This is a genomic window from Xylophilus sp. PBN-3R, from assembly GCF_057747805.1.
Map to the genome: position 1 here is coordinate 3,884,581 of NZ_CM173225.1, position 22,444 is coordinate 3,907,024.

Here is a 22,444-nt window from a genome sequence, read left to right on the forward strand (position 1 = left end):
GAGAGACAAGACATGCAATCGACCGCGCCTTCCAGGACGCGGTGGCAGCGCCTCGGCCGCCACCTGTCCGCCCTGCTTTTGGTGCCGCTGGCCTGCGCCGCACTGCTCACCTTCCCGGCCCGCGCCGCCTTCCCCGACAAGCCCTTGCGGGTGGTGGTTCCCTTCGCACCCGGCGGCGGCACCGACGCCGTGGCCCGCACCCTCGGCCAGGGCATGGCGGTCGCGCTGGGCCAGCCGGTGGTGGTCGACAACAAACCCGGCGCCGGCACCCTCATCGGCAGCGAATTCGTGGCCAAGAGTGCGCCCGACGGCTACACGCTGGTGATGTCGACCTTCGCCCATGCCGTGAACCCCAGCATGCAGGCGAAGATGCCCTTCGACACCGACAAGGCGTTCGCGCCGGTCGCCTTCGTCGGTGTGTCGCCCAACGTGCTCGTGGTGCGCGCCGACGCTCCCTGGAAGACCCTGGCCGACCTGGTCGCCGCCGCCAAGGCCAACCCCGGCAAGCTGACTTTCGCGTCGATGGGCAACGGCACCTCGGCCCACCTGTCCGGCGAGTTGTTCAAGAGCCTGGACAAGCTCGACCTCACCCACGTGCCCTACCGCGGCTCCGGCCCGGCACTGACCGACCTGCTGGGCGGCCAGGTGAACATGATGTTCGCCACCGCCAGTTCGGCGCAGTCCTTCATCGGTGCCGGCAAGCTGCGTGCGCTGGCCGTGACCACCGCCCGGCGCTCGCCCGCCTTCCCCAACGTTCCGACCATGGCCGAAGCCGGTGTGCCCGGTTATGCCGCCGAAAGCTGGTACGGCCTGTATGCGCCGGCCGGCACGCCCCGGCCGGTCATCGACCGGCTGAACGCCGCAGTGCGCGAGGCCGCCCGCAGCCCCGCGTTCCTGAAGCAGACACAGGCCGAGGGCCTGGCCGTCAATGTCGGCACACCCGAAGAGCTCGACCGCTACGTGCGCGCAGAAGAAAAGCGCTGGCGCCCGGTGGTGCAGGACAACCACATCACATCCGACTGAGAAAGAACCCCATGAACAGCGCCAACCCCTCTTCGCCCGCCTCGCTGATCGACCTGCAGGTCGACGGCGGCATCGCCACCATCACCCTCAACCGACCCGACAAACGCAACGCCATCACCGACGACATGCGCAGCGATTTCATCGCCGCGCTGGAGCAGGTCACCGCCGATAGCGCCGTGCGTGCCGTGGTGCTGACCGGCGCCGGCAAGGGCTTCTGTGCCGGCGGCGACGTGGCCGGCATGCAGCGCCGCATGGATGCCCCGCCGGGCGAAGTCGGCTTCAAGGGCTGGACCCGGCAGCAGCGGGTGCACCGCTCGGTCGCGCTGCTGCACGACATGCCCAAACCGGTGATAGCGGCAGTCAACGGCGGTGCCAACGGACTCGGTGCCGACATGGCCCTGGCCTGCGATTTCGTGCTGGCTTCCGATGCCTCCAGCTTCACCTGGAGCTACATCAGGCGCGGGCTGATCCCGGACGGCGGCGGCATGTATTTCCTGCCGCGCCGGGTCGGCCTGGCGCGGGCCAAGGAACTGATCTTCAGCGGCCGCAAGGTCGAGCCCGAAGAGGCGCTCAGGCTCGGTATCGCCGACCGGCTGAGCCCGGCCGACACGCTGCTGGCCGATGCCCAGGCGTGGGCCCGCGAGCTCTCGCAGGGATCGGTTACCGCGCTGGCGCTGGGCAAGTCCATCCTCAACCAGACCTTCGAACTGACCGCCGACCAGGTGTTCGGCATGGGCAGCCAGGCGCAGGGCATCTGCTACACCTCGGCCGAACACCGGGCATCGGTGCTGGCGTTCCTCGACCCGGCACGCAAGGAAGGCCGCGCATGAAAACCGACGACGCCATCGGCACCCTGCTCCGTCCCCGCAGCGTGGCGGTGATCGGCGCATCGGCCGACCCCACCAAAACCGCCGGCCGGCCTGTGGCCTACCTCGCCAAACACGGTTTTGCAGGTGCCATCTATCCGGTCAATCCGCGCGCCGACACCATCGGCGGGCTGAAGAGTTATGCCGACATCGCCTCGCTGCCCGAATCGCCCGACGTAGGCATCGTTCTGCTCGGCGCAGAGCGGGCCCATGAAGCCGTGCGCGACCTGGCGGCACGCGGCACCCGCGCCGCCATCGTGCTGGCCAGCGGTTATGCGGAAGTCGGCCCGGAAGGCGCGGCGCGCCAGCAACAGCTGCTGCAGGCCGCCGGCGACATGCGGCTGCTGGGTCCCAACACCATCGGCCTGGTGAACCTCACCGACAACATCACCCTGTCGGCCAGCGGCGCGCTGGAGATGGACGGTTTCCAGGCCGGCCGCATCGGTGTGGTGTCGCAGAGCGGCGGCATCCTGGGCGCCCTGCTGTCGCGTGCCGCGGCGCGCGGCATCGGGCTGTCCAAGCTGGTCTCGACCAGCAACGAGGTCGACCTGGACATGGCCGATTTCGTCGACCACCTGGCCGACGACGAAGCGACATCGGTGATCGCCCTCTACATGGAGGGCCTGCGCAACCCGGACAAGTTCCGCGCCGCTGCCCGCAAGGCGGCGGAGCGGGGCAAACCGGTGGTCGTCTTCAAGATCGGCCGGTCCGAATCGGGTGCCGCCGCCGCCGTGTCGCACACCGGCGCGCTGGCCGGTGCCGACCGCATGTACGAAGCGCTGTTCCGCGAGGTCGGCGTGGTGCGCGCCCAGACTTTCGCCGACCTGCTCGACCTGCCCGCCGCCCTGGCCACCGGCCGCCGCCTGAAGGGGCGCCGCATCGCCGTGCTGACCTCCACCGGCGGCGCCGGAACGCTGGTGGCCGACAGCCTGGGCACCGGCGGTTTCGAGACGCCGCCACCGGACGAGCCCACCGCCGCCGCGCTGCGTGCACTGCAGTCGGGCAACCATGCGGTGCTGGACCGCAACCCCATCGACGTCACCCTGGCCGGCCTGCAGCCGGCGCTGCTGCGTGGCGCCATCAGCACGCTGCTGGCCAGTGATGGCTACGACGCCACGGTGGTCATCGTCGGTTCATCCGGCCTGGCGATGCCGGACCTGATGGCCGACGCCATCCACGAAAGCCTGCCGGCCAGCGACAAACCTCTGCTGGTCTACGTCAGCCCGCATGCACCCGGCATCGCCAGCCTGCTGAACCGGCGCGGCGTGCCGGCCTTCCTGGCGCCTGAGAGCTGCACCGGCGCATTCGCAGCGATGCTTGCCACCGTAGACACCGCAGGCGCCAAGCCGCCAAGCTCGAAGGAACTGCCCGGCACCGCCCTCCCCGCCGATCTGCCGAAAGGCTCGCTGGACGAAGCGCAGGCCAAACAGCTGTTCGCCCATTTCGGCATCGACTGCGCCGCCGAGCGGGTGGTGACGGATGCCGAATCCGCCACCCGGGCGGCACACGAACTCGGCGGCCCGGTGGTGCTGAAGATCCTCTCGGCCGACATCACCCACAAGAGCGATGTCGGCGGCGTGGCGGTCGGCATCGCCGCCGATCTGGTCGGTGACCGGCTGCTGCAGATGGCGGCCGATGTAGAGGCCCGCGCCGGCAGTCGGCCGCAGCGTTTCCTGGTGCAGGAAATGGTCGGCGGCGGGGTCGAGATGATCCTGGGTTTCCACCGGGATCCTCTCGGCTGCGCGGTGCTGCTGGGCATGGGCGGCGTCACCGCCGAGCTGCTGCAGGACACCACCCTGCGCATGCTGCCGTCCGGCGGGCTCGGCCCCGAGACCGCCCGGCAGATGCTGCGCGAGCTGAAGACCTGGCCGCTGCTCGACGGCTATCGCGGCCGCCCGCGAGCGGACGTGGAAGCCCTGGTCACCGCCATCGTGCGGTTCTCGCAGATGGCGGCCACGCTCGGCGACCGCCTGGTCGAGGCCGAGATCAACCCGCTCTTCGTGCTGCCGCAAGGCAGGGGCGTGCGGGCTGCGGACGGCGTCGCGGTGCTGGCGAACTGAGGCCGGAAAAACAAGAAGGAGACAAGACAGATGCAAACCCGAAACCTGCTGTCCCGGCGCGGCTTCAACACCGCGCTGGCCGCCACCATGGCCCTGCCCTTCGCGGCCCGCGCCGCGAACGAATTTCCGTCGAAACCCATCCGCATCGTGGTGCCCTTCACCCCCGGCGGCCCGACCGACCTGATGGCCCGCACCATCGGCAAGAACATGTCGGCGGCGCTGGGGCAGCCGGTCATCGTCGACAACAAGCCCGGCGGCGGCGGTGTCATCGGCATGGGAGAAATCACCCGCCAGCCGGCCGACGGCTACACGCTGGTGTTCCCCTCCATCCTGGCCGTCACCAACCCGGCGCTGATGCCGAACTATCCGTTCGACACCCTGCGGGATTTCGCGCCCCTGACCGTGGTCGGCTACATACCGCACGCAGTGGTGGTGCGGCCCGATTTCGAGGCGACCACCCTGCCCGCGCTGGTGGCGCTGGCCAAGGCCAGACCGGGCAGCCTGTCGTACGGATCGTCCGGCAACGGAACCTCGGCCCACCTGGGCGCCGCCCTGTTCGCACAACGGGCCGGACTGCAGGTCACCCATGTGCCCTACCGTGGCGCGGGTCCGGCGGTGCAGGACCTGCTGGGCGGGCAGATCCAGTTCATGTTTCTCGACATGAGCACCGCGCTGCCGCAGATCAAGGCCGGCAAGCTGCGTGCCATCGCGGTGGCACCGGCCAGGCGGTTCGCCGGCCTGCCGGACGTGCCGACGGTCGCGGAACAGGGTTACCCGGGTTTCGACGTGCACGGCTGGTACGGCCTGATGGCGCGTGCCGGAACACCCGAGCCCGTCTTGAACAAGCTCTACGCGGAGGTGAAGAAGGCGCTGGAAACCGACGAGGTGCGCGACATCTTCAAGGCCCAGGGCATAGAACCCGGCGGCCAGCCGCCCGCCGAGTTCACGACCCTGGTGCGCAATGACCTGACGCTGTGGAAACGCACCGTCGAACAGCTGAACATCCGGCTGGAATAGGGGGAACCGACATGCGAATCGTGATCCCCGACGATTACCAGGACTGTGTGCGCCACCTGGACTGCTTCACCCGGCTGTCCGGCCACGAGGTGGTGATCTACAACGACACCGTTACCGGCACCGACGCGCTGGCCGAACGTTTCGCCGCTGCCGACGCCATCGTGCTGACCCGCGAACGGACCCGCATCGACGCGGCGCTGCTGGCCCGGCTGCCACGGCTGAAACTCATCAGCCAGACCGGCAAGCTGGCCGGCCACGTGGACCTGCAAGCCTGTGCCGAGCACGGCGTGGCGGTGGCAGAAGGCAGCGGCGCGGGCTCCGCGACGGCAGAACTGGCCTGGACGCTGGCGCTGGCCAGCCGGCGGCACCTGGTCGAAGAAGTCGCTGCCATGCGCGCCGGGCAATGGCAGCGCCATCTCGGCCAGCAGATGGGCGGCCAGCGCCTGGGCGTGTGGAGCTACGGCCGCATCGGACGGCAGGTCGCCGCCTACGGCCGGGTGTTCGGCATGAAGGTCTGGGTGTGGGGCCGCAGTGCATCGACTGCGGCTGCACTGGCCGATGGTTTCGAGGTGGCGCCCTCGCGCGAGGTTTTCTTCGGGCAGAGCGATGTCATCAGCCTGCATGTCCGGCTGAACCCCGACACCACCGGCCTGCTCACCGCAGCCGACCTGGGCTGCATGAAACCCACCGCCCTGCTGGTCAACACCAGCCGTGCCGAACTGATCGAACATGGCGCGCTGGAACAGGCCCTGCAACGTGGCCGCCCGGGTTTCGCGGCGGTGGATGTCTACGAACAGGAGCCGGTGCTGGGGCAGGGGCACCCGCTGCTGCGTCTGCCCAACGCCCTCTGCACGCCGCACATCGGTTATGTCGAGAAGGACAACTACGAACGTTACTTCGGCATCGCCTTCGACAACATCAACCGCTTCGCGGCGGGCCAGCTTCAGTCCGGCAGCTTGTAGGCGACGACATAGTCGCCGCGTGCAGCCGACTGGCGGGCGCCGCCGGCCGAGATCAGCACGTACTGCCTGCCGGTCTTCGGCGACTTGTAGGTGATGGGCGTGCCCTGGCTGCCCACCGGCAGGCGGGCTTTCCAAAGCTCCTTGCCGTTGCCGCTGTCGAAGGCGCGCAGGTAGAAGTCCTGCGTGGCGGCGAAGAACACCAGGCCGCCCTGGGTGGTCAGAGAGCCGCCGATGGTCGGCATGCCGACGGGAATCGGCAGGGCCAGCTTCACGCCGTGCAGCACCGAGTCGCCGATGGTGCCCAGCGGCACTTCCCAGGCCACCTTCTGGGTGTCCAGGCTGACGGCGGTGAGCGAACCGAAAGGCGGCTTCTGGCAGGGGATGCCCAGCGGAGACATGAAACGGTCCTTCACCACCGAATACGGCGTGCCCTTCAGCGGCACCGCACCCATGCCGGCGTTGACGGCCTCGCCACCGTCGGAGGCGGGAGCATCGCTTTTCTGCGCCACCATGCGCACCCACAGGCCCAGGCGCATGTCGTTGATGTAGAGGGTGTTGGTGGTCGGGTCGATGGACAGGCCGCCCCAGTTCAGGCCGCCCAGCGAACCCGGGAAGCTCAACGACTTGTCGGTGTCGGGTGCCGTGTACAGGCCGTCGTAGCGCATGCCCTTGAAGGCGATGCGGCAGGCCAGCTGGTCGAACGGCGTGGCGCCCCACATGTCGGCTTCGGTCAGGGTCTGCGCGCCGATCTGCGGCATGCCGACCGATAGCGGTTGGGTGGGCGAATAGGGTTCGTTAGGGATGGTCGCGCCCTTCACCGGCTTCTCGATGACTTCGGTCAGCGGTTTGCCGGTGGCGCGTTCCAGCACATACAGCTGGCCGGCCTTGGTGCCGAACACCAGCGCAGGCACCTTGCTGCCGTCAGGCTTCTTGAAGTCGAAGAACGTCGGCTGCATGGGCACGTCGAAATCCCACAGGTCGTTGTGCACCGTCTGGTACACCCAGCGCTGCACGCCGGTGGTGGCATCCACCGCCAGCATGGATGCGCCGAACCTGTGGTCCAGTTCGGTGCGTTTTGCGCCCCACAGGTCGATGGCGGCGCTGCCGGTCGGCATGAAGACGGTGTTCAGTGCCGGGTCATATGACATCGATGCCCACACATTGGGTGTGGACCGGGTGTAGGTCTTGCCGTCGGCCGGCGCGTTCTTGTCGTCAGGGTTGCCGGGGTCGAAGGCCCAGCGCAGCTTGCCGGTGATGACGTCGAAACCGCGCACCACGCCGCCCGGCATGTCCATCGCGACGTTGTCCGAAACCCGTCCGCCCACCACCACCGTGGTGCCCGCCAGCGTCGGTGCGGAGGTCGGCACCCACAGCGGGTCAGGCGCGTCGCCCAGGCCTTCCTTCAGGTCGACATGGCCGTCACGGCCGAAGTCGCGGCAGAACTCGCCGGTGTCGGCATCCAGCGCCACCAGGTCTCCTGTGATGGTGTTCATCAGGATGCGGCGCTGGCACGCCGCACCGGCCGCCACCACCGCCGGCATCACCTGGCTGCTGCCGGGGCCGGTGGGCTGGACCAGCGGCTGGGCCGCATCGAAGTAGGCCAGGCCGCGGCAGCGCATCCACACCTTGGACTGCGCGTTGATGACACGCTTCCACTTCTCGGCGCCGGTGTCGGCATCCACGGCGATCACGTTGTTGTGCGGCGTGCAGACGAACACGGTGGAACCGATCTGAAGCGGTGTCAGCTGGTCTTCGGCGCCGTTGCCGTCGGACTCGGGCACGTCGCCGGTGCGATAGGTCCAGGCGACGGTGAGTTTGTCGACGTTGCTGCGGTTGATCTGGTCCAGTGCGCCGAACCGGTCTCCGCCCGGGCCATTGCCGTAATGCGACCAGTCCTTCGCCGAGGTCTGCGGTGTCACCGGCACCTGGCCCGAAGCCACCGTCGACCGGTGCAGGCCGTGAGGCATGAACATGCCGACCACCGTGGCCGCCAAACCGACGGCCGTCACCGCCGAAAGCCCCATGAACAGTCCGGTGCGGGGTGCCATCGCAGCACGTCTGCGCAAGCTCGGCTGCACCAGCAACACCAGCAACAGCAGGCCGGCAAAACTGAATAGGCGTGCGTGCAACGCCCAGAAATCGGCCCCGGCTTCTGACCACGCCCAGGCCGCCGTGCCGATGAACGCCAGCAAATAGATGGCCAATGCCGAGGCGCTGCCCCGCACCATCTGCACACCCGCCACGATCAGCGCCAGCCCCATCACCAGGTAATACCAGCTGCCTGCCGCAGCGATCAGCATCACGCCGCCACCTGCGAGCGCAAGGCCGACCAGGATCAATATGAGGCCCAGGACCACCGCGGGCCAGCGCGGCGCAGTCGATGGGGATCGGGATGAGGATGGAGGGTTTGCAGACATTAGGTGGCTCGGCAATCTTTTTTTGATGATGTTATATAAGTATATTCCCTAGGTTTTACGGTTGTCGTTGCTTGGCCTGGGCAGGTTCACTGCTGAAAAAGGCGCGGCGATCAGGACTTCAGGTCATCCTGCAAGGTCGCCATGTCGATGACGTAGCGGAACCGCACATCACCGTCCTCGACCTTCTTGTAGGCATCGTTCACCTGCTGGATGGAGATCACCTCGATGTCCGGCCCGATGCCGTGTTCGGCGCAGAAGTCGAGCACCTCCTGGGTCTCGGCGATGCTGCCGATGAGCGAGCCCGCGACCGACTTGCGGTGCATCGCGGTCTCCATGTTGTTGATGGGTTTCAAAGGCTCCAGCGCGCCGACAGCGGTGAGCGTCTTGTCGCGCTTCAGCAGTTCGACGAAGGGGTTGACGTCGTGTTTTTCCGGCACGGTCGACAAAATGAAATCGAAGCTCGCCTTGAGGGTCGCCAGGGTCTTTTCATCGTCTTCCATCACGCCCGTGACACCCAGGCGGGCGGCTTCGTCCAGCTTTTCCCTGGTGCTGGTGAAGACGGTGACGTCTGCGCCCATCGCCTTGGCGATCTTCACCACCATATGGCCCAGGCCGCCGAAGCCCAGCACGCCGACCTTGTCGCCGGCCTTCACGTTCCAGTGGCGCAGCGGCGAATAGGTGGTGACGCCGGCACACAGGATGGGCGCGGCGACCTCCGGGCGGAGGGCGGCCGGGATCTTCAACACGAAGTCTTCCTTCACCACCAGCGTGTCCGAGTAGCCGCCCATGGTGTTGTCGCGGCCGTACATGTTGTCGCCGGTGGGCGCTTTCTTGGCTGGCACCATCGGGCCGTTGTAGGTGGCGAGCCAGCTGTTCGGACCTTCGCAATAGTTCTGGAATCCGGCCTTGCAGGCGGGGCAGCTGCGGCAGCTGTCGATCATGCAGCCCACCCCCACCAGGTCGCCGACCCGGTGGCGCGTGACCGAAGCACCGACCTTGGTGACCTTTCCCACTACCTCGTGACCCGGCATGCAGGGGTAGACGGTGTTGGACCATTCGTTCTTCACCTGGTGGATGTCCGAGTGGCAGACACCGCAAAACATGACCGCGATCTCGACCTCGTCCGCGCCCGCCTCCTCACGTTCGAAATCAAAAAGCTTCAGGCTGCTGAACGAGTGTTTGGCGGCGTATCCATGGGACTTGATCACGGTCTGTTCCTTTGAAGAATTTTTGCAAAGGACGCAGATTGGGCAGCCGGTGCCGGACGCGGCGTGAGTCAAATCCGACGTGTGCCGTCGGACCTGTCGGACGGCCTGTCGGGTGGCGAGGCTTCGCCGCGCGACAGGGCCGCTGGCTACAAATTCCCCATTCCAAGAAAGAAAAATATGACCGAAGTCCGCACCGGCCAGGCCGGAGAAAAACTGGATCGCACAGCCTTCGGAGAACGTTTCCGGCGCAAGTTCTACGACCCGGCCTTTGCCGGGGAAGCCGAAGCCGTCGGGCGGCTCGAAGACATCGCCTGGGACGCGTATCACGAAGGCCGCAAGAGCCCGGTGACGGCGAAGGCCGGCCCCGGATTTTCCGACCCGGACTACGACCTTTCCGTCGAATGGCGGGCCACCAGCGAAAAACTGAAACGGGCGCAGCAACGCTGGTCGCAACCATCGACACGCAGCCGGGTGCTGGTGGTCAACGGCAGCGCCCGCAACGACGGCACCTGCCCCGGCGAGATCTCCAAGACCTGGCGCCTCTCCAAGCTGATCCGCGAGGTGGTCCAAGCCGCCGGTCAGGAATGCGACATGCTCGACCTGAGTGTGGTCACCTCCGAATACGGCCGCAATATCCACCCCTGCAAGGGTTGCGCCTCCACCGCCATGCCGCTGTGCCACTGGCCTTGCAGCTGTTACCCCAACCATTCGCTAGGTCAGGCCGAGGACTGGATGGACGAGATCTACGAACGCTGGGTCTCCGCGCACGGCGTCATCGTGATCGCGCCGACCTACTGGTACCAGTCGCCGACGCCGCTCAAGGCCATGATCGACCGTCTGGTCTGCGCCGACGGCGGCAATCCCGACCCCAGCAGCACCCACGGCAAGAAAGCCGCAGAGGCCAAGGCCATCGAAGCAAAAGGCTGGGACTACCCCAAACACCTGGCCGGCCGGGTGTACGGCGTGGTCACGCACGGCGATGTGGCGGGCATCGAGGTGCACCGCCGCAACCTGAACGACTGGCTCGACTGGATGGGCCTGGTCGATGCGGGCCATTACGCCAGGCTCGACCGCTACATCGGATATTTCGAGCCCTACTACAACAGCCACGACACGCTGGATGCCGATACCAGGACCCAGGAAGAAGTGCGAAACGTGGCCCGCACCGTCAGCACTGCCGTCTCGCTGCTGCGCGCCGGCAAACTCTCCGTGCCGGGTGACGGCCTGAAGAATCCGCGCGCCAAATAGGCAGCCGGCTTACGGATCGGGGATCGCGGCTCACGCCAGCGCCGTCGCTTCCACCTCGACCTTGAAGCCGAAATGCAGGGCCGCGGTCGGCACCACGGCGCGGGCCGGGCGTGATGCGCCGGCCCACTTTTCATAGAGCCTGTCGAAGGATGGCCAGTGGTGGATGTCGTCCACATAGACACGCACCTCGAGCAATCGGTCGATGCCCGAGCCCGCCGCCAGCAAGGCTGCCTCGAGGTTGGACAGGACCTGTGACACCTGTTCCTCGAAGCTCGCGTTCACCAGCCGTTCGCCAGCAGGCGTGATGGGCAATTGCCCGGAAACGAATACCAGCCCGCCGCCCCCCGCGGCATGGCTGTAGTGACCGCCTGGTTTCGCCAGCGCCGGCACCTGAAGATGGATCGGGACGGACTTGTTGTCACCAGCCATGGAAACGCTCCCAGGTCTGCACCGTGCCATCGGCGGCAAGTGCTGCGTATGCCGAGAACTGCGCACCGGTGGCGCAGGCATGGTTGGGCAGTATGCGCAACCGGGTGCCGGTCGGGAAGCGGGCGACGATGTCGTGATCCACGCCGTTGTCGAGCGACAGGATTCCGTGTTCCTGGTTTGCACCGGTCAGCACATATCCCTCCAGCGGTGTGCCGTCCAGCGTGCAGACCTGGCCATAGCCGTAGTCATGCGACTGCTTCGATGTACCCCGGTCGCGGCTCATCGCCATCCAGCCGGCATCGACGATGGCCCAGCCCTTGTCGGCCTGGTGACCTATGACGGTGGTCAGCACGCTCAGCGCGATCTGGTCGGTGCTGCAGACACCCACGTTGTGCATCACCAGATCGAAGAAGACATAGACGCCGGCACGCAATTCGGTCACCCCTTCGAGCGAGGCGACTTCCAGCGCGGTCGGCGTGGAGCCCACCGAGACCACGGCGCATGGCAGGCCGGCCGCGCGCAGGCGTTCGGCGGCCAGCACGCAGCCTGCGCGTTCCTGTTCGGCCAGCGCGGCGATGGCGGCCGGGTCGTTCAGTTCATAGCTCGAGCCGGCATGGGTCAGCACGCCGGCCAGCCGCATGCCGCCTTCGTGCAGCACACGGCCGACTTCCAGCAAGGCGGGCTCGCCGGGTTTGATGCCGGAACGGTGGCCGTCGGTGTCGATCTCGATCAGCACTTCGAAAACATGGTCGTGGGCGCGGCCGTAGTCGGCGATGGCCCGTGCGCCCTCCACGCTGTCGGTGAGGATCTGCAGCGCACAGCCGCTCCGGCGCAAATCCAGCGCATGGCCGAGGCGGTGCGGCGCCATGCCGACGGCGTAGAGGATGTCGGTCACGCCGTGGCCGAAGAACCGGTCTGCCTCTTTCAGTGTGGAAACCGTGATGCCGGTCGCGCCCGCTGCGCACTGCGCGGCGACGACTTCGGCGCATTTGGTGGTCTTGACGTGCGGTCGGAAGCGCACGCCCAGGGCGTCGGCCTGGCGTTGCATGCGTTCGATGTTGCCTTGCATGCGGGGCATCGAGACGACGGCCGCCGGGGTGTCCAGGGTCAGGAGGGTGTTCTGCATTTTTCGGTTGGATCGGTCAGGTTCAGTCGAGGTATTCGCCCTTGGCCTTCAGCGCGGGCACATCGTCGCGAATGCCTCGCGCAATGAGTGCCGACACTGTTGCAGGCGTGGTTTCGGCGACGGTCGGCAGGCCCACGCCCAGGTTGTCCATCTGCTTGCGCAATGCCGGGTCGGCAACCGCGTGCTGCAGGGCGTTGGTCAGCCGCGCCATCACCGGCTGCGGCGTGGCCCGCGGCGCGAAGAAGGCGTTCCAGGAACGGATGTCCAGCGGCAGACCCGCCTCGGCGGCGGTGCCGGTGTTCGGCAATTGCGCCAGCCGCGAACCCGACAGCACGGCGACTGCCTTGATGCGACCGCCGGCGATCTGCGGCAGCGCGGTGGTGGTCTGGTCGCACATGAAGTCGGTCTGGCCTGCCATCAGATCGTTCATGGCCGGGGCCACGCCCTTGTAGGGCACGTGGGTGGTGTTCTGGCCGATGGCGGACAGCAGCAGGACGCAGCCGTAATGCGAGATGGAGCCGACACCGGCGCTTCCGTAGGAAGCCTTGTCCTTGTTCCTGCCCAGCCAGGCGATGAACTCGCGCATGTTGGCGGCCGGCAGGTCGGCCCGGGCCAGCAGCAGCATCGGCGCCGAACCCGCTGGGCCGATGGGTGCGAAGTCGGCCACCGGGTCGTAGGCCAGCTTCTTGTACAGGGCGAGGTTGGCGACATGGGTGCCGATGCCGCCGAAGGCGATGGTGTAGCCGTCGGGCGCGGCTTTCATCGCCTTGCCCAGGCCGATGACGCCGTTGGCCCCACCGAGGTTTTCCACGACGATGGGCTGGCCCAGGTCGGCGGCCATCTTGTGCGCCACGCCACGGGCCAGCGCGTCGCTGGGGCCGCCGGGCGGAAAGGGCACGATCAGCGTGATCGGACGGACGGGCCAGGCCGGCTGCGCGTGGGCGAGCGGCGTCGTCAGTGCGGCGAACACGGCAGCGAGGGCGGCGATGAAGGGATAGATGCGGAGCATGGTCGGGTCTTCGGGATCGATTCGGAACGTTCAGGCGGCTGTCGCCATGAAACCGCGCAGCCAGGGCAATGCGGCGTCGAGCGTGGGCGATTCGAGTTCCGCGGCGGGCGCGCCCTTTGGCCGGGCCAGGCCGACCCGGTTGTGCCAATAAGTGCGCAGGCCGACCGCGCTGGTGCCGAACACGTCGTAGCCCGAGCCGGCCACGAAGGCCGCCTGGTCGGGCGCGACATCCAGCCGCGCCAGCGCCAGCCGGTAGGGGCGCGGATCGGGCTTGTAGAAACCCGCTTCTTCCGACGTCACCACCACGTCCCAGTCGATGCCCAGCCGCGCCGCGGCACGTTCACCCAGACGCTGCGAGCAGTTGGTCACCACCGCCAGCCTGCAATGCGGCTTCAGCGCCCGCAGGAGTTCCGTGGCGCCGCTCCAGGCCGGCAGTTCATCCCAAAGGTCGTCCAGCGCCTGCGGTGCGCTCGCCGGCAGCCCCACCGTCGAAGCAGCTTGGCGCACCAGTTCCTCGTAAGGGACGTAGGCACCGCAGCCGTAGGTCAGCCGCAGGTATTCGGCACGCCAGGTGCGGCCCATCTGCTCCGAACCGGCGGCAGCGTTCCACACGGTCCATGAATCGAGCAGCGCCGTGAGAAGGTCGAACAACACGGCGCGGGGATAAGCGTCGGCCGTCGCGAGGGGAGTCGAGGTGTTTTGCATGGCCTCGACTCTAGGTCCGGCCGGCCCATCGTGTAGTTCACTCTTTGGTCATCAATGGTTAAGCTGCGCTGAATGATGCAGATAGAAGACCTCCGCCTGGCCGCCGCCCTGCTGCGCGAAAGCTCGCTTAGCGCCGCGGCGCGTTCGCTGGGTGTCACGCCGCCCGCCTTGTCGATGCGGCTGCGCAAGCTCGAAGCCTCGCTGGGCTTGGTGCTGGCCAACCGCACCGCACGCAAGCTGCAACTGACATCCGAGGGCGAACGTTTCGGCCGCGAGGCGTACGAGTTGCTGCTGAAGTTCGACGGCCTGCGCGAATCGCTCCAGCGCGACGACAAGCGCCTGACCGGAACCCTGCGCATCGCCGCGCCCTTTGGATACGGCCGTACCCATGTCGCGCCGCTGCTGGCGCGTTTCTCGCGGCTGCATCCGGCCCTGCGGCTGCAGCTGGACCTGCGCGAAACACCCTGGCCCGACCAGCACGACTCCGACGCGGTGGTGCATGTGGGCGCGGTGCGCGACTCATCCTGGGTCGGCCACACCCTGGCGACCAACGACCGCTGGCTGTGCGCCGGCCCGGCCTATCTGCGCGAACACGGCACACCCGGTAGCCCGGCCGACCTGGCCTACCACTCGTGCATCTGCATCCGCGAGAACGACGAGGACGTGACGCTGTGGCACATGCGCCCGGTCGGCAGCGCCACACGCAGAAACGAAACCCTGCGCATCAACCCGGCCTTCGTGACCAACGATGGCAGCGTGGCCCGTGCCTGGGCGGAAGACGGCCTGGGCCTGGTGCTGCGCTCGCAATGGGATGCGGAAGCCGCCATCGCAGCCGGCCGGCTCCAGCGGGTGATGGCCGACTGGGATTTCGGCAGCGCGCCCGTCGTGGTGCTGGTGCCGACCCGCAAGGGACGCAGCGCGCGGGCGCAGGCGCTGGTGGCCTTTCTGCTGGAAACCGCGGGCGGTCGAGGCGCCCCCCGGACAGCCAGCGCGCTGCAGGCATCGAGCGACGGGGAAAAACCATGAACCTCACCACCGTGGCGGCCTGTCAGCCGGAACGTTTTGCACCGGGCCGGTTCGAAACACCGCACCGAAACCTATGCCGACGCGACCTGCCTCCGCCGAACGCGGCTGGGCAGCGTTGCTGGCGCTGTTCGAATTCGCGCTAGTGCGTTAGGGCCCGTCACCTGGGCCGTTCCGGTGGATCGGAACAGTGTCTGCGAGCAAATACTCGCGGCTGTCACCTTTTCCATCCGAACGTATACCGGTGCCGGTCCCGACCCGCCACCAGAGCTGGAATCCCGTTGAACCCGGCCTTGCGCGACACCCTCACCAGCGCCCAGTCGCACAAGCGCCTGGGCCAGTCCGACCGCCACGCCGAATGCTTGAACACCGCGTTGGCCGACAAGGAGCTGCCCGCTGCGATGAGGGCCGCCGCCCTGGCCGAGCTGGCCGACCTTCAGCTGAACGCCTTCGGTGATGCCCGCGCCGCCGCCGCCTCGCTGCAAATGGCCGCCCGGGCAAATCCTGAACTCGCGCTCGAAGCCACGCTGGCCGGCCTGGTCGCCGACCTGTACGACGGCAAACGCGACCGGCGTCACATCGCCCAGGGGTTTGCCGACCTCGCCGCCACGCTGCAGCACCCCGATCCGCCGCGTGTACACAGCATCAGGCCGGCAGGCAGCCGGTTGCGCATCGGCCTCGTGGCCAGCCAGTTTTGCGCATCGCCCGTGGGTTTCCTGACGCTGGGTGCGCTCACCGCCCTGGCGCGCAAGGCCGACCTCATCTTTTTCGACCGGGGCTCCAAGGCCGACTGGGCACAGGCCGGCTTCAAGGGCATCGCCCACCGCTGGCTCGCCTGCGCCGGCCTCGACACCGCCACCCTGCACCGGCTGATGGTCGCGGCCGACCTGGACACCCTGATCGACCTCGGCGGCTGGACCGACCCCGGCGCCTTGGCCGCAGTCGCCGGCCGCCCCGCCCGACGCCAATGGAAATGGGTGGGCGGCCAGTCGCTCACCACCGGGCTGGCGTGTTTCGACGGTTTCATCACCGACCGCCGCCAGACGCCCATCGATGCCGAAGGTCTGTACGCCGAACCACTGCTGCTGGCCCGGCACGGCTATGTGAGCTACACCGCGCCGCCCTACGCACCCGACCTGGCAGCCGCCACCGCCGGGCCACCAGCACCGGCAGGCCGGCCCGAAGCCGGTGTGTTTGCCTGGTTTCCAACCCTGCCAAGATCAGCGCCGCCACCGCTACCGCCCTGCAACGACTCAAGCCCCGCCGCCTGCTGCTGATCGACCAGCGCTGGCGCCATGAGGGCACACGCCACGCCGCGCAGGCACGGCTGGGCAGCCTGACGGACGTGGCCGAGTTCATCATCCCCGCCAACCATCCCGAATACCTGCAGACCCTGCGCGAAACCAACGCCGCGTTTGTCGACACCACGCCGTATGCCATGGGCCTGACCGCCATCGAATTGCGGCTGCTGGGCAAACACATCGTCACCCACCGCCGTCCTGCCGGTGGCCTGATGTGCGAGCGGCATTGCGTCGGCCATGTCGGCGCCGGACGTTTCGACCACCACGAAGGGCTGGCCTGCCAGTTGCTGGAATGGCAGGGGCGATGAGCGCCATCCGCTGGACCAGGCTGTCGCGACTTCGGCAGCAGGCCGCCGCAGGCGAATGTGTGCTGGATGCGCCCGTCATCGCCGTGCTGCCCTGGCTGCGCCGCGCCGCCGCCCGGCGCGCCGCCGAACTCATGGTCAGCCGTGCAGCCGCACCGCTGCAGATACTGGCGGTGCAGGACGACGTGGCCGGCGGCCCGGTGGAAATATGGAACACCGCCATCCGCCACAGCCGGGGCGCGTTTGTCATCTATTGCGCCGAAGACGCCTTTGCAGGCCGCTACTGGCTGCGGTTCGCGCTGGAGGCGCTGCAGCAGAATCCCGACGCCAGCCTGTTGGCCTTCAACGACGGAAAGTGGTTCGGCCAGCTGGCAGCCTTCGGCCTGGTGCGGCGCAGCTGGTTGACGCCGCTGTACGGCGGCGCCCTGTTCCACCCCGGCTATGCCCGGCATTACGGCGACACAGAACTGACCCTGGTCGCCCGGCAGCAAAACGCCCTGGCCTACCACCCACATTCGCTGCTGGTGGAAATGGACCACGACAAGGACGGCAAGCCGGTCGACCCGCAGGACAAGGCGCTGTTCGGAACCCGTGCGCGGCAGGGTTTCGACGGTCGGGTGCGCGACCCCGCACTGCTGGGCGCCTTCAGCTGATCAGGCCAGGCGGGGGCGGCATTCAGTGCTCGCCGGAGTCGAACGATTTCGGAATGGCTGAACGTCGGCACCACCGCTTCGCGCCGCTTTTCATGTGAACAAGGCTCGTGTCGGCCTTACGAGGTGAACCGGAGGGCTACCACCGGATGGGGCCCCGCTCTGAAATGCGCCTATTGGCCTCGGCCTTCGACAACACTTCGAATGCAGCAAACCGAGGCGCATACAGGGCGAAGCCGGCCTGCCTCGGCGCCAGCCTCACCTCTACCTCGAACAGGCTGCCGACCGGCTGCGAATTTCGCATCTGCGTGCAGCAATCGACCCGCATATCAACGGGCAGACCTTGACCATCGACAAGCCGAACGTGCGGCGCGCGACGGCTCTGGCCGACTGCGTCGAACGTTTCCAGAATCACGGGGAATGTGCCGGCAGCCACTTCGATACCTCCTTTTGTGGAGGCAGAGATTGCCAAGCCGCGGAGCCTTGACGCGTAGGCCAAATTCCAATCGCCGATATGCCGCGGCTATCTCTGCGATTGAAGTTTTCTCCCCCTGTCTTTCAGAGCATATGGCTGACGAAAAGATTGCCTGACGGCTCACCGAACCGGCGTGAATGGCGGGGACACTGAGGCCCCGTCCAAAAAAAGGAGAAGCCATGCACATCGAATTAAGCGGTTTCGTCGTTATCACGTACACCCTCAGGGGCACGAATGATGAACTCGCCTTGACGTTTCCGGCGGACGAGTTTTCCAGCCCGGACAGCGAAAGCGGATTCGACAACTCGTCAGGCGAGCTGGTTTACCGTGGCGTGTGGAATGCCTTCGAAGAAAACGTCTTCGTTCGTCTGTCGTTTACTGCGACAAGAGACGGAATGACAGACAAAGCCTGGCACATCAGTGGCGGCAGCGATGACCCGATGAACAAGGCCCGGGTTGCAGAAGACAGGATCACCGCCGAATTCGTCGAGGAACCCGATTCGGCTCGCTAGGACGCAGATGAAGAATTTGGTAGGCCGTGACAGACTTGAACTGTCGACCAAAGGATTATGAGTCCTCTGCTCTAACCAACTGAGCTAACGGCCCGCCAGCCTTCGATTATCACATCCTCCGACCCGGCCTCAGGCGGCGATGTCGTAGTCCTGCAGGCTGCGAGCGATGACCAGGCGCTGGATCTCGCTGCTGCCTTCGTAGATCTGGGTGATGCGGGCATCGCGGTAATAACGCTCCACGCCGTAGTCCTCCAGGTAGCCGTAGCCGCCGTGGATCTGGATGGCGTGCGAACACACCTTTTCGGCCATTTCCGATGCGAACAACTTGGCCTGAGACGCTTCCGACAAACAAGGCAGTCCCGCCGTTCGCAACTGCGCCGCATGCAGCACCAGCAGCCGGGCTGCGTTGATGCGTGTATGCATGTCGGCCAGCATGTTGGCGATGCTCTGGTGTTCGCCGATGGCCTTGCCGAACTGTTGGCGTTCGCGGGAATAGGCCAACGCTTTCTCGAACGCGGCACGTGCGATGCCCACCGCCTGGGCGGCGATGCCGATGCGGCCGCCTTCCAGGTTGGAGAGCGCAATGGCCAGTCCCCGGCCGCGTTCGCCCAGCATCGCGTCGGCCGGCACGGTGCAGTCGTCGAGCGCGATGGCACAGGTATCGGATGCGCGGATGCCCATCTTGTGTTCGACCCGCTGGACGATGAAACCGGGCTCGTCGGTAGGCACCAGGAAGGCCGATATGCCCTTCTTGCCGGCTTCGGGGTCGGTGACCGCGAAGACGATGGCCAGGTGCGCGCGTTTGCCGTTGGTGACGAATTGCTTGGCGCCGTTCAGCACCCAGCGGCCGTCCTTCAGCACCGCCCGGGTCTTGAGGTTGTGGGCCTCTGAACCGGCCTGGGGTTCTGTCAGGCAAAAACACGCGATGGCTTCGCCGACGGCGAGTTTGCCCAGCCATTCGGCTTTTTGTGCATCGCTGCCGTACCGCAGGACCGGGCCGCAGCCGACCGAGTTGTGCACGCTCATCAGGGCGCCCAGCGCGCCGTCGGCGGCGGAGATTTCCTCGACCGCCAGCGCGTAGGCGGTGTAATCGGTGAAGGAGCCGCCGTGTTCTTCGGGCACCACCATGCCCAGCAGGCCGAGCTGTCCCATCTGCGCGACAACGGTTTCGTCGATCCAGCCGGCCTGCGCCCAGGCTTCGGCCCGCGGGGCGACTTCGCCGCGGGCGAAGTCACGCGCCATGTCGCGCACCATGCGTTGTTCTTCTGTCAGCAATGGGTCGTGCATGGCTTCAGTTCCGCTCGGGATGCTGGGGGAAAAAGGACTGGACGAGTTCGTCGTCCACCGCATCGAGCGACTCGCGGCTCCAGCGCGGTTGCTGGTCCTTGTCGACGATGAGGGCGCGCACGCCCTCCATGAGGTCGCCGCGCGGAAACCAGGCCTGGTCGAGCGTCAGTTCCATCTGCAGGCATTCGGCCAGCGGCAGCGCGGAACCCCGGCACAGCAACTCCCAGGTGACGGCCACGGCCAGCGGCGACCGTTTGGCGATCAGCGCCAGCGTGTCCTGCGCCCATGGCTTGAATTCCGGTCGTTCTTCGGTGCGCAGCGAGGCGACGATGGCCGCCGCACCCTTGTGGCTGAAATGCGTGGCGATGGGTTCACTGAAAGGCGCCAGCGGCGGTTGGCCGACGTCGGCCTGGCCGCTCCAGGCGGCGATGCGTTGTTTGGGCGGCCGGTGCCACGACACCGAGCCGAGCCGGCGGGCCAGCGTGGTGTTGTCGGCGGCCTCGGCTGCCGGGATGGCAATGTCGGCCAGATTGGAGAACAAGGCGTCTGCCGCGCCGATCTGCACACCGGTCATGCCGAGGTAGAACCCCAGGAAACCTGGCAGGCGCGGCAGGAAGTGGCTGCCTCCGACGTCCGGGAAATATCCGATGGCGACTTCGGGCATGGCCATCCGGGTGCGCTCGGTCACCAGCCTCAAGGCAGCGGGCTGGCCGATGCCCATGCCACCGCCCATGGTGTAGCCGTCCATCAGCGCGATGTAGGGCTTGGGATAATCGGCTATGAACAGGTCGAGCGCGTACTCTTCTTCGAAGAAACGCAGCCACTGCCCGTCGTCGGCCAGATAGCTGTCGCGCAGGGCGCGGATGTCGCCGCCGGCGCAGAAGGCTTTTTCCCCGGCGCCGCGCACCAGCACCGCTCGCACCCTCGTGTCGTCGACCCAGGCTGCCAGCCGTTCGTGCAGGCCACGCACCATGGCGAGCGACAGCGCGTTCAGGGCCTTGGGCCGGTCCAGCGTCAGAACGCCGATGCCTTCGACGATCTCGGCGAGGATGCCGCCCTGGTCGGTTGCCGTCATGTTCATGGAGCCTTCTTTCCCTGTACCTGCCGGATGATGGCCGAGAAGTCCAGCCCGCCATGACCCTGAGCGCTGAAACCCTGATACAGCTGCTGCGCCAGTGCACCCATGGCGACCGGCAGTCTGGCGGCGCGGGCGGCTTCGGTCGCCAGGCCCAGGTCCTTCAGCATCAGGTCGGTGCCGAAACCGCCGCTGTACCCGCGCGATGCGGGTGCATTGGGCAGCACGCCGGGATAGGGGTTGTAGGTGTCGGTGCTCCAGCACCGGCCGCTGCTGGTGTTGATGACACCGGCCAGCACCTGCGGGTCCATGCCCAGCGACACACCCAGCGCCATCGCCTCGGCCGCGCCGATCATCGAGATGCCCAGCAGCATGTTGTTGGCCACCTTGGCGACCTGGCCGTTGCCGGCGCCGCCGCAGTGCACGATGTTGCGGCCCATCTGCGCCAGCACAGGCTGCACACGGGCGAAGTCAGGCTCGGTTCCGCCGACCATGAAGGTGAGGGTTCCGGCCTCGGCCCCGCTGGTGCCGCCCGATACCGGCGCATCGACCATGGCATTGCCCTGCCTGGCCGCCGCGGCCGCCACCTCACGGGCGGTCATCGGGTCGATGGTGGACGAATCTACCAGCGACACGCTCTTGTCGACCACCGCCAGCAGCCCGTCTTCACCCAGATAGACCGAACGCACATGCGGCGCGGCGGGCAGCATGGTGACGAGCATTTCGAGGCCTTCGGACTGCGCCAGCGCCTGCACCGAAGTGGCAGCCTGCGCACCCGCCGTTTGAAGTGCCTGAACCGCCGTAACCACCGGGTCGAACACCACCAGGGCGTGGCCGGCCTTGACCAGGTTGAGTGCCATGGGGCGGCCCATGTGGCCCAGCCCGATGAATCCGATCTTCATTGCTTGTCTCCTGTCTTTTTTTACACCCGGCGGCGTCTGCCGCTCGGAGATCAGCGGTTCTTGAACACCGGCTTGCGTTTTTCGGCAAAGGCGGCCATGCCTTCCTTCTGGTCTTCGGTGGCGAAGGTCGAATGGAACAACCGGCGCTCGAAACGCACGCCTTCCGAGAGGGTGGTTTCGAAGGCGCGGTTGACGCTTTCCTTGGCCATCATCACCACCGGCTGCGACAGCTCGGCGATGCGCGCGGCCGTCTTCAGGGCGTCTTCGATGAGGTCGGCGGCCGGCACGATGCGCGACACCAGGCCGCAGCGCTCGGCTTCGGCGGCGTCCATGGTGCGGCCGGTCAGCACCATTTCCATGGCTTTCGACTTGCCGATGAAACGGGTCAGGCGCTGGGTGCCGCCCGCACCGGGAATGGTGCCGATGGTGATCTCGGGCTGGCCGAACTTCGCCGTGTCGGCGGCCAGGATGAAGTCGCACATCATGGCGAGTTCACAGCCGCCGCCCAGGGCGTAACCGGCCACCGCGGCGATGGTCGGCTTGCGGCATTGCGCCACCCGTTCCCAGGTGGCGGTGATGAAGTCGGCCTGGTACACGTCCATGTACGACCAGTCCTTCATGGCCTTGATGTCGGCACCCGCGGCGAACGCTTTTTCGCTGCCGGTGATGACGATGGCGCCGATGGCCTGGTCGGCTTCCAGGTCATCCAGCGCATGGGCCAGTTCGGCCGTCAGGTCGGGCGACAGCGCGTTGAGCGCCTTGGGCCGGTTGAGGGTGATCAGCGCAACGGCGCCGCGGCGTTCGAGGAGGATGTCGGTGTATTCCATGGACTGCATTCTGGCTG

The 22,444-nt window shown here is 67.1% G+C and carries 22 protein-coding genes and 1 tRNA gene; 11 read left to right on the top strand and 12 right to left on the bottom strand.

Features of this window, described 5'->3' with window-relative positions; all coding sequences use genetic code 11:
• The first annotated feature begins 12 nt into the window (after positions 1-12).
• The 5 genes from AC3ANW_RS18525 to AC3ANW_RS18545 are packed head-to-tail and all read left to right on the top strand — an operon-like array spanning position 13 to position 5,928.
• The gene (locus AC3ANW_RS18525; RefSeq protein ID WP_488342302.1) at positions 13-1,023 is read left to right on the top strand and encodes a tripartite tricarboxylate transporter substrate binding protein; all 1,011 of its coding nucleotides are present in this window, start codon (positions 13-15) and stop codon (positions 1,021-1,023) included.
• A gap of 11 nt (positions 1,024-1,034) precedes the next feature.
• Positions 1,035-1,853, top strand: a complete 819-nt coding sequence (locus AC3ANW_RS18530; protein ID WP_488342303.1) for an enoyl-CoA hydratase/isomerase family protein — start codon at positions 1,035-1,037, stop codon at positions 1,851-1,853.
• Entirely contained in the window at positions 1,850-3,949 is a 2,100-nt protein-coding gene (locus AC3ANW_RS18535; protein WP_488342304.1) for an acetate--CoA ligase family protein, read from the top strand. Before AC3ANW_RS18530 ends, AC3ANW_RS18535 begins: the two co-directional genes overlap by 4 nt.
• A gap of 30 nt (positions 3,950-3,979) precedes the next feature.
• A complete protein-coding gene (locus AC3ANW_RS18540; RefSeq protein ID WP_488342305.1) occupies positions 3,980-4,966 on the top strand; it encodes a Bug family tripartite tricarboxylate transporter substrate binding protein in 987 nt (328 codons plus the stop codon).
• 11 nt (positions 4,967-4,977) lie between these two features.
• Positions 4,978-5,928: a D-2-hydroxyacid dehydrogenase family protein gene (locus AC3ANW_RS18545; RefSeq protein ID WP_488342306.1), complete on the top strand. Its 951-nt coding sequence runs from the start codon at positions 4,978-4,980 to the stop codon at positions 5,926-5,928.
• Here AC3ANW_RS18545 and AC3ANW_RS18550 read toward each other — a convergent pair.
• Both AC3ANW_RS18550 and AC3ANW_RS18555 read right to left on the bottom strand, forming a co-directional pair.
• Entirely contained in the window at positions 5,910-8,345 is a 2,436-nt protein-coding gene (locus AC3ANW_RS18550) for a membrane-bound PQQ-dependent dehydrogenase, glucose/quinate/shikimate family (RefSeq protein ID WP_488342307.1), read from the bottom strand. The genes AC3ANW_RS18545 and AC3ANW_RS18550 overlap by 19 nt on opposite strands.
• A gap of 110 nt (positions 8,346-8,455) precedes the next feature.
• Positions 8,456-9,553 (bottom strand): NAD(P)-dependent alcohol dehydrogenase, encoded by a 1,098-nt coding sequence (locus AC3ANW_RS18555; protein ID WP_488342308.1) that lies wholly within the window; start codon positions 9,551-9,553, stop codon positions 8,456-8,458.
• A gap of 177 nt (positions 9,554-9,730) precedes the next feature.
• Here AC3ANW_RS18555 and AC3ANW_RS18560 point away from each other — a divergent pair, with 177 nt between their 5' ends.
• Entirely contained in the window at positions 9,731-10,801 is a 1,071-nt protein-coding gene (locus tag AC3ANW_RS18560) for a flavodoxin family protein (RefSeq protein ID WP_488342309.1), read from the top strand.
• A 30-nt stretch (positions 10,802-10,831) separates the two neighbouring features.
• On the opposite strand, the gene AC3ANW_RS18565 is transcribed toward AC3ANW_RS18560, so the two are convergent.
• Genes AC3ANW_RS18565 through AC3ANW_RS18580 form a run of 4 tightly spaced genes read right to left on the bottom strand, consistent with a single transcriptional unit; the run spans position 10,832 to position 14,070 of the window.
• Complete coding sequence (locus AC3ANW_RS18565; RefSeq protein ID WP_488342310.1) at positions 10,832-11,230, bottom strand: RidA family protein; 399 nt, start codon at positions 11,228-11,230, stop codon at positions 10,832-10,834.
• A complete protein-coding gene (locus AC3ANW_RS18570; protein ID WP_488342311.1) occupies positions 11,220-12,356 on the bottom strand; it encodes a DSD1 family PLP-dependent enzyme in 1,137 nt (378 codons plus the stop codon). The genes AC3ANW_RS18565 and AC3ANW_RS18570 overlap by 11 nt, the downstream gene beginning before the upstream one ends.
• 22 nt (positions 12,357-12,378) lie before the next feature.
• Positions 12,379-13,365, bottom strand: coding sequence for a tripartite tricarboxylate transporter substrate-binding protein (locus tag AC3ANW_RS18575; RefSeq protein WP_488342312.1), 987 nt, complete (start codon positions 13,363-13,365; stop codon positions 12,379-12,381).
• Positions 13,366-13,395: 30 nt separating this feature from the next.
• A complete protein-coding gene (locus AC3ANW_RS18580) occupies positions 13,396-14,070 on the bottom strand; it encodes an HAD family hydrolase (RefSeq protein WP_488342313.1) in 675 nt (224 codons plus the stop codon).
• A gap of 72 nt (positions 14,071-14,142) precedes the next feature.
• Here AC3ANW_RS18580 and AC3ANW_RS18585 point away from each other — a divergent pair, with 72 nt between their 5' ends.
• From AC3ANW_RS18585 to AC3ANW_RS18600, 4 genes are all read left to right on the top strand, one after another.
• The gene (locus AC3ANW_RS18585) at positions 14,143-15,096 is read left to right on the top strand and encodes a LysR family transcriptional regulator (RefSeq protein WP_488342314.1); all 954 of its coding nucleotides are present in this window, start codon (positions 14,143-14,145) and stop codon (positions 15,094-15,096) included.
• A gap of 278 nt (positions 15,097-15,374) precedes the next feature.
• Positions 15,375-16,370, top strand: coding sequence for a hypothetical protein (locus AC3ANW_RS18590; RefSeq protein ID WP_488342315.1), 996 nt, complete (start codon positions 15,375-15,377; stop codon positions 16,368-16,370).
• 68 nt (positions 16,371-16,438) lie between these two features.
• Entirely contained in the window at positions 16,439-16,702 is a 264-nt protein-coding gene (locus AC3ANW_RS18595; RefSeq protein WP_488342316.1) for a hypothetical protein, read from the top strand.
• Complete coding sequence (locus AC3ANW_RS18600; protein WP_488342317.1) at positions 16,699-17,352, top strand: hypothetical protein; 654 nt, start codon at positions 16,699-16,701, stop codon at positions 17,350-17,352. Before AC3ANW_RS18595 ends, AC3ANW_RS18600 begins: the two co-directional genes overlap by 4 nt.
• 136 nt (positions 17,353-17,488) lie before the next feature.
• Here the strand turns inward: AC3ANW_RS18600 and AC3ANW_RS18605 are convergent, their stop codons facing one another.
• A complete protein-coding gene (locus AC3ANW_RS18605; protein WP_488342318.1) occupies positions 17,489-17,821 on the bottom strand; it encodes a hypothetical protein in 333 nt (110 codons plus the stop codon).
• A gap of 182 nt (positions 17,822-18,003) precedes the next feature.
• On the opposite strand from AC3ANW_RS18605, the gene AC3ANW_RS18610 reads away from it, so the two are divergent.
• On the top strand, positions 18,004-18,336 hold the full coding sequence (locus AC3ANW_RS18610) for a hypothetical protein (RefSeq protein ID WP_488342319.1): 333 nt from the start codon (positions 18,004-18,006) through the stop codon (positions 18,334-18,336).
• A 17-nt stretch (positions 18,337-18,353) separates the two neighbouring features.
• Here AC3ANW_RS18610 and AC3ANW_RS18615 read toward each other — a convergent pair.
• The 5 genes from AC3ANW_RS18615 to AC3ANW_RS18635 form a co-directional block, all read right to left on the bottom strand.
• Positions 18,354-18,430: transfer RNA gene (locus tag AC3ANW_RS18615), tRNA-Ile, on the bottom strand.
• Between the two features lie 35 nt (positions 18,431-18,465).
• Entirely contained in the window at positions 18,466-19,623 is a 1,158-nt protein-coding gene (locus AC3ANW_RS18620; protein ID WP_488342320.1) for an acyl-CoA dehydrogenase family protein, read from the bottom strand.
• A gap of 4 nt (positions 19,624-19,627) precedes the next feature.
• Entirely contained in the window at positions 19,628-20,698 is a 1,071-nt protein-coding gene (locus AC3ANW_RS18625) for an enoyl-CoA hydratase/isomerase family protein (protein ID WP_488342321.1), read from the bottom strand.
• A 2-nt stretch (positions 20,699-20,700) separates the two neighbouring features.
• A complete protein-coding gene (mmsB, locus tag AC3ANW_RS18630) occupies positions 20,701-21,600 on the bottom strand; it encodes a 3-hydroxyisobutyrate dehydrogenase (protein WP_488342322.1) in 900 nt (299 codons plus the stop codon).
• A 50-nt stretch (positions 21,601-21,650) separates the two neighbouring features.
• Positions 21,651-22,427 carry an enoyl-CoA hydratase gene (locus tag AC3ANW_RS18635; RefSeq protein ID WP_488342323.1) on the bottom strand — a complete coding sequence of 259 codons (777 nt, stop codon included), beginning with the start codon at positions 22,425-22,427 and terminating at the stop codon, positions 21,651-21,653.
• Positions 22,428-22,444: the final 17 nt, after the last annotated feature.

Coding starts and splice junctions, on each gene's coding strand:
- AC3ANW_RS18525 (WP_488342302.1), top strand. CDS start 13: ATGCAATCGACCGCGCCTTCCAGGACGCGGTGGCAGCGCCTCGGCCGC.
- AC3ANW_RS18530 (WP_488342303.1), top strand. CDS start 1,035: ATGAACAGCGCCAACCCCTCTTCGCCCGCCTCGCTGATCGACCTGCAG.
- AC3ANW_RS18535 (WP_488342304.1), top strand. CDS start 1,850: ATGAAAACCGACGACGCCATCGGCACCCTGCTCCGTCCCCGCAGCGTG.
- AC3ANW_RS18540 (WP_488342305.1), top strand. CDS start 3,980: ATGCAAACCCGAAACCTGCTGTCCCGGCGCGGCTTCAACACCGCGCTG.
- AC3ANW_RS18545 (WP_488342306.1), top strand. CDS start 4,978: ATGCGAATCGTGATCCCCGACGATTACCAGGACTGTGTGCGCCACCTG.
- AC3ANW_RS18550 (WP_488342307.1), bottom strand. CDS start 8,345: ATGTCTGCAAACCCTCCATCCTCATCCCGATCCCCATCGACTGCGCCG.
- AC3ANW_RS18560 (WP_488342309.1), top strand. CDS start 9,731: ATGACCGAAGTCCGCACCGGCCAGGCCGGAGAAAAACTGGATCGCACA.
- AC3ANW_RS18565 (WP_488342310.1), bottom strand. CDS start 11,230: ATGGCTGGTGACAACAAGTCCGTCCCGATCCATCTTCAGGTGCCGGCG.
- AC3ANW_RS18570 (WP_488342311.1), bottom strand. CDS start 12,356: ATGCAGAACACCCTCCTGACCCTGGACACCCCGGCGGCCGTCGTCTCG.
- AC3ANW_RS18575 (WP_488342312.1), bottom strand. CDS start 13,365: ATGCTCCGCATCTATCCCTTCATCGCCGCCCTCGCTGCCGTGTTCGCC.
- AC3ANW_RS18580 (WP_488342313.1), bottom strand. CDS start 14,070: ATGCAAAACACCTCGACTCCCCTCGCGACGGCCGACGCTTATCCCCGC.
- AC3ANW_RS18585 (WP_488342314.1), top strand. CDS start 14,143: ATGATGCAGATAGAAGACCTCCGCCTGGCCGCCGCCCTGCTGCGCGAA.
- AC3ANW_RS18600 (WP_488342317.1), top strand. CDS start 16,699: ATGAGCGCCATCCGCTGGACCAGGCTGTCGCGACTTCGGCAGCAGGCC.
- AC3ANW_RS18610 (WP_488342319.1), top strand. CDS start 18,004: ATGCACATCGAATTAAGCGGTTTCGTCGTTATCACGTACACCCTCAGG.
- AC3ANW_RS18620 (WP_488342320.1), bottom strand. CDS start 19,623: ATGCACGACCCATTGCTGACAGAAGAACAACGCATGGTGCGCGACATG.
- AC3ANW_RS18625 (WP_488342321.1), bottom strand. CDS start 20,698: ATGACGGCAACCGACCAGGGCGGCATCCTCGCCGAGATCGTCGAAGGC.
- mmsB (WP_488342322.1), bottom strand. CDS start 21,600: ATGAAGATCGGATTCATCGGGCTGGGCCACATGGGCCGCCCCATGGCA.
- AC3ANW_RS18635 (WP_488342323.1), bottom strand. CDS start 22,427: ATGGAATACACCGACATCCTCCTCGAACGCCGCGGCGCCGTTGCGCTG.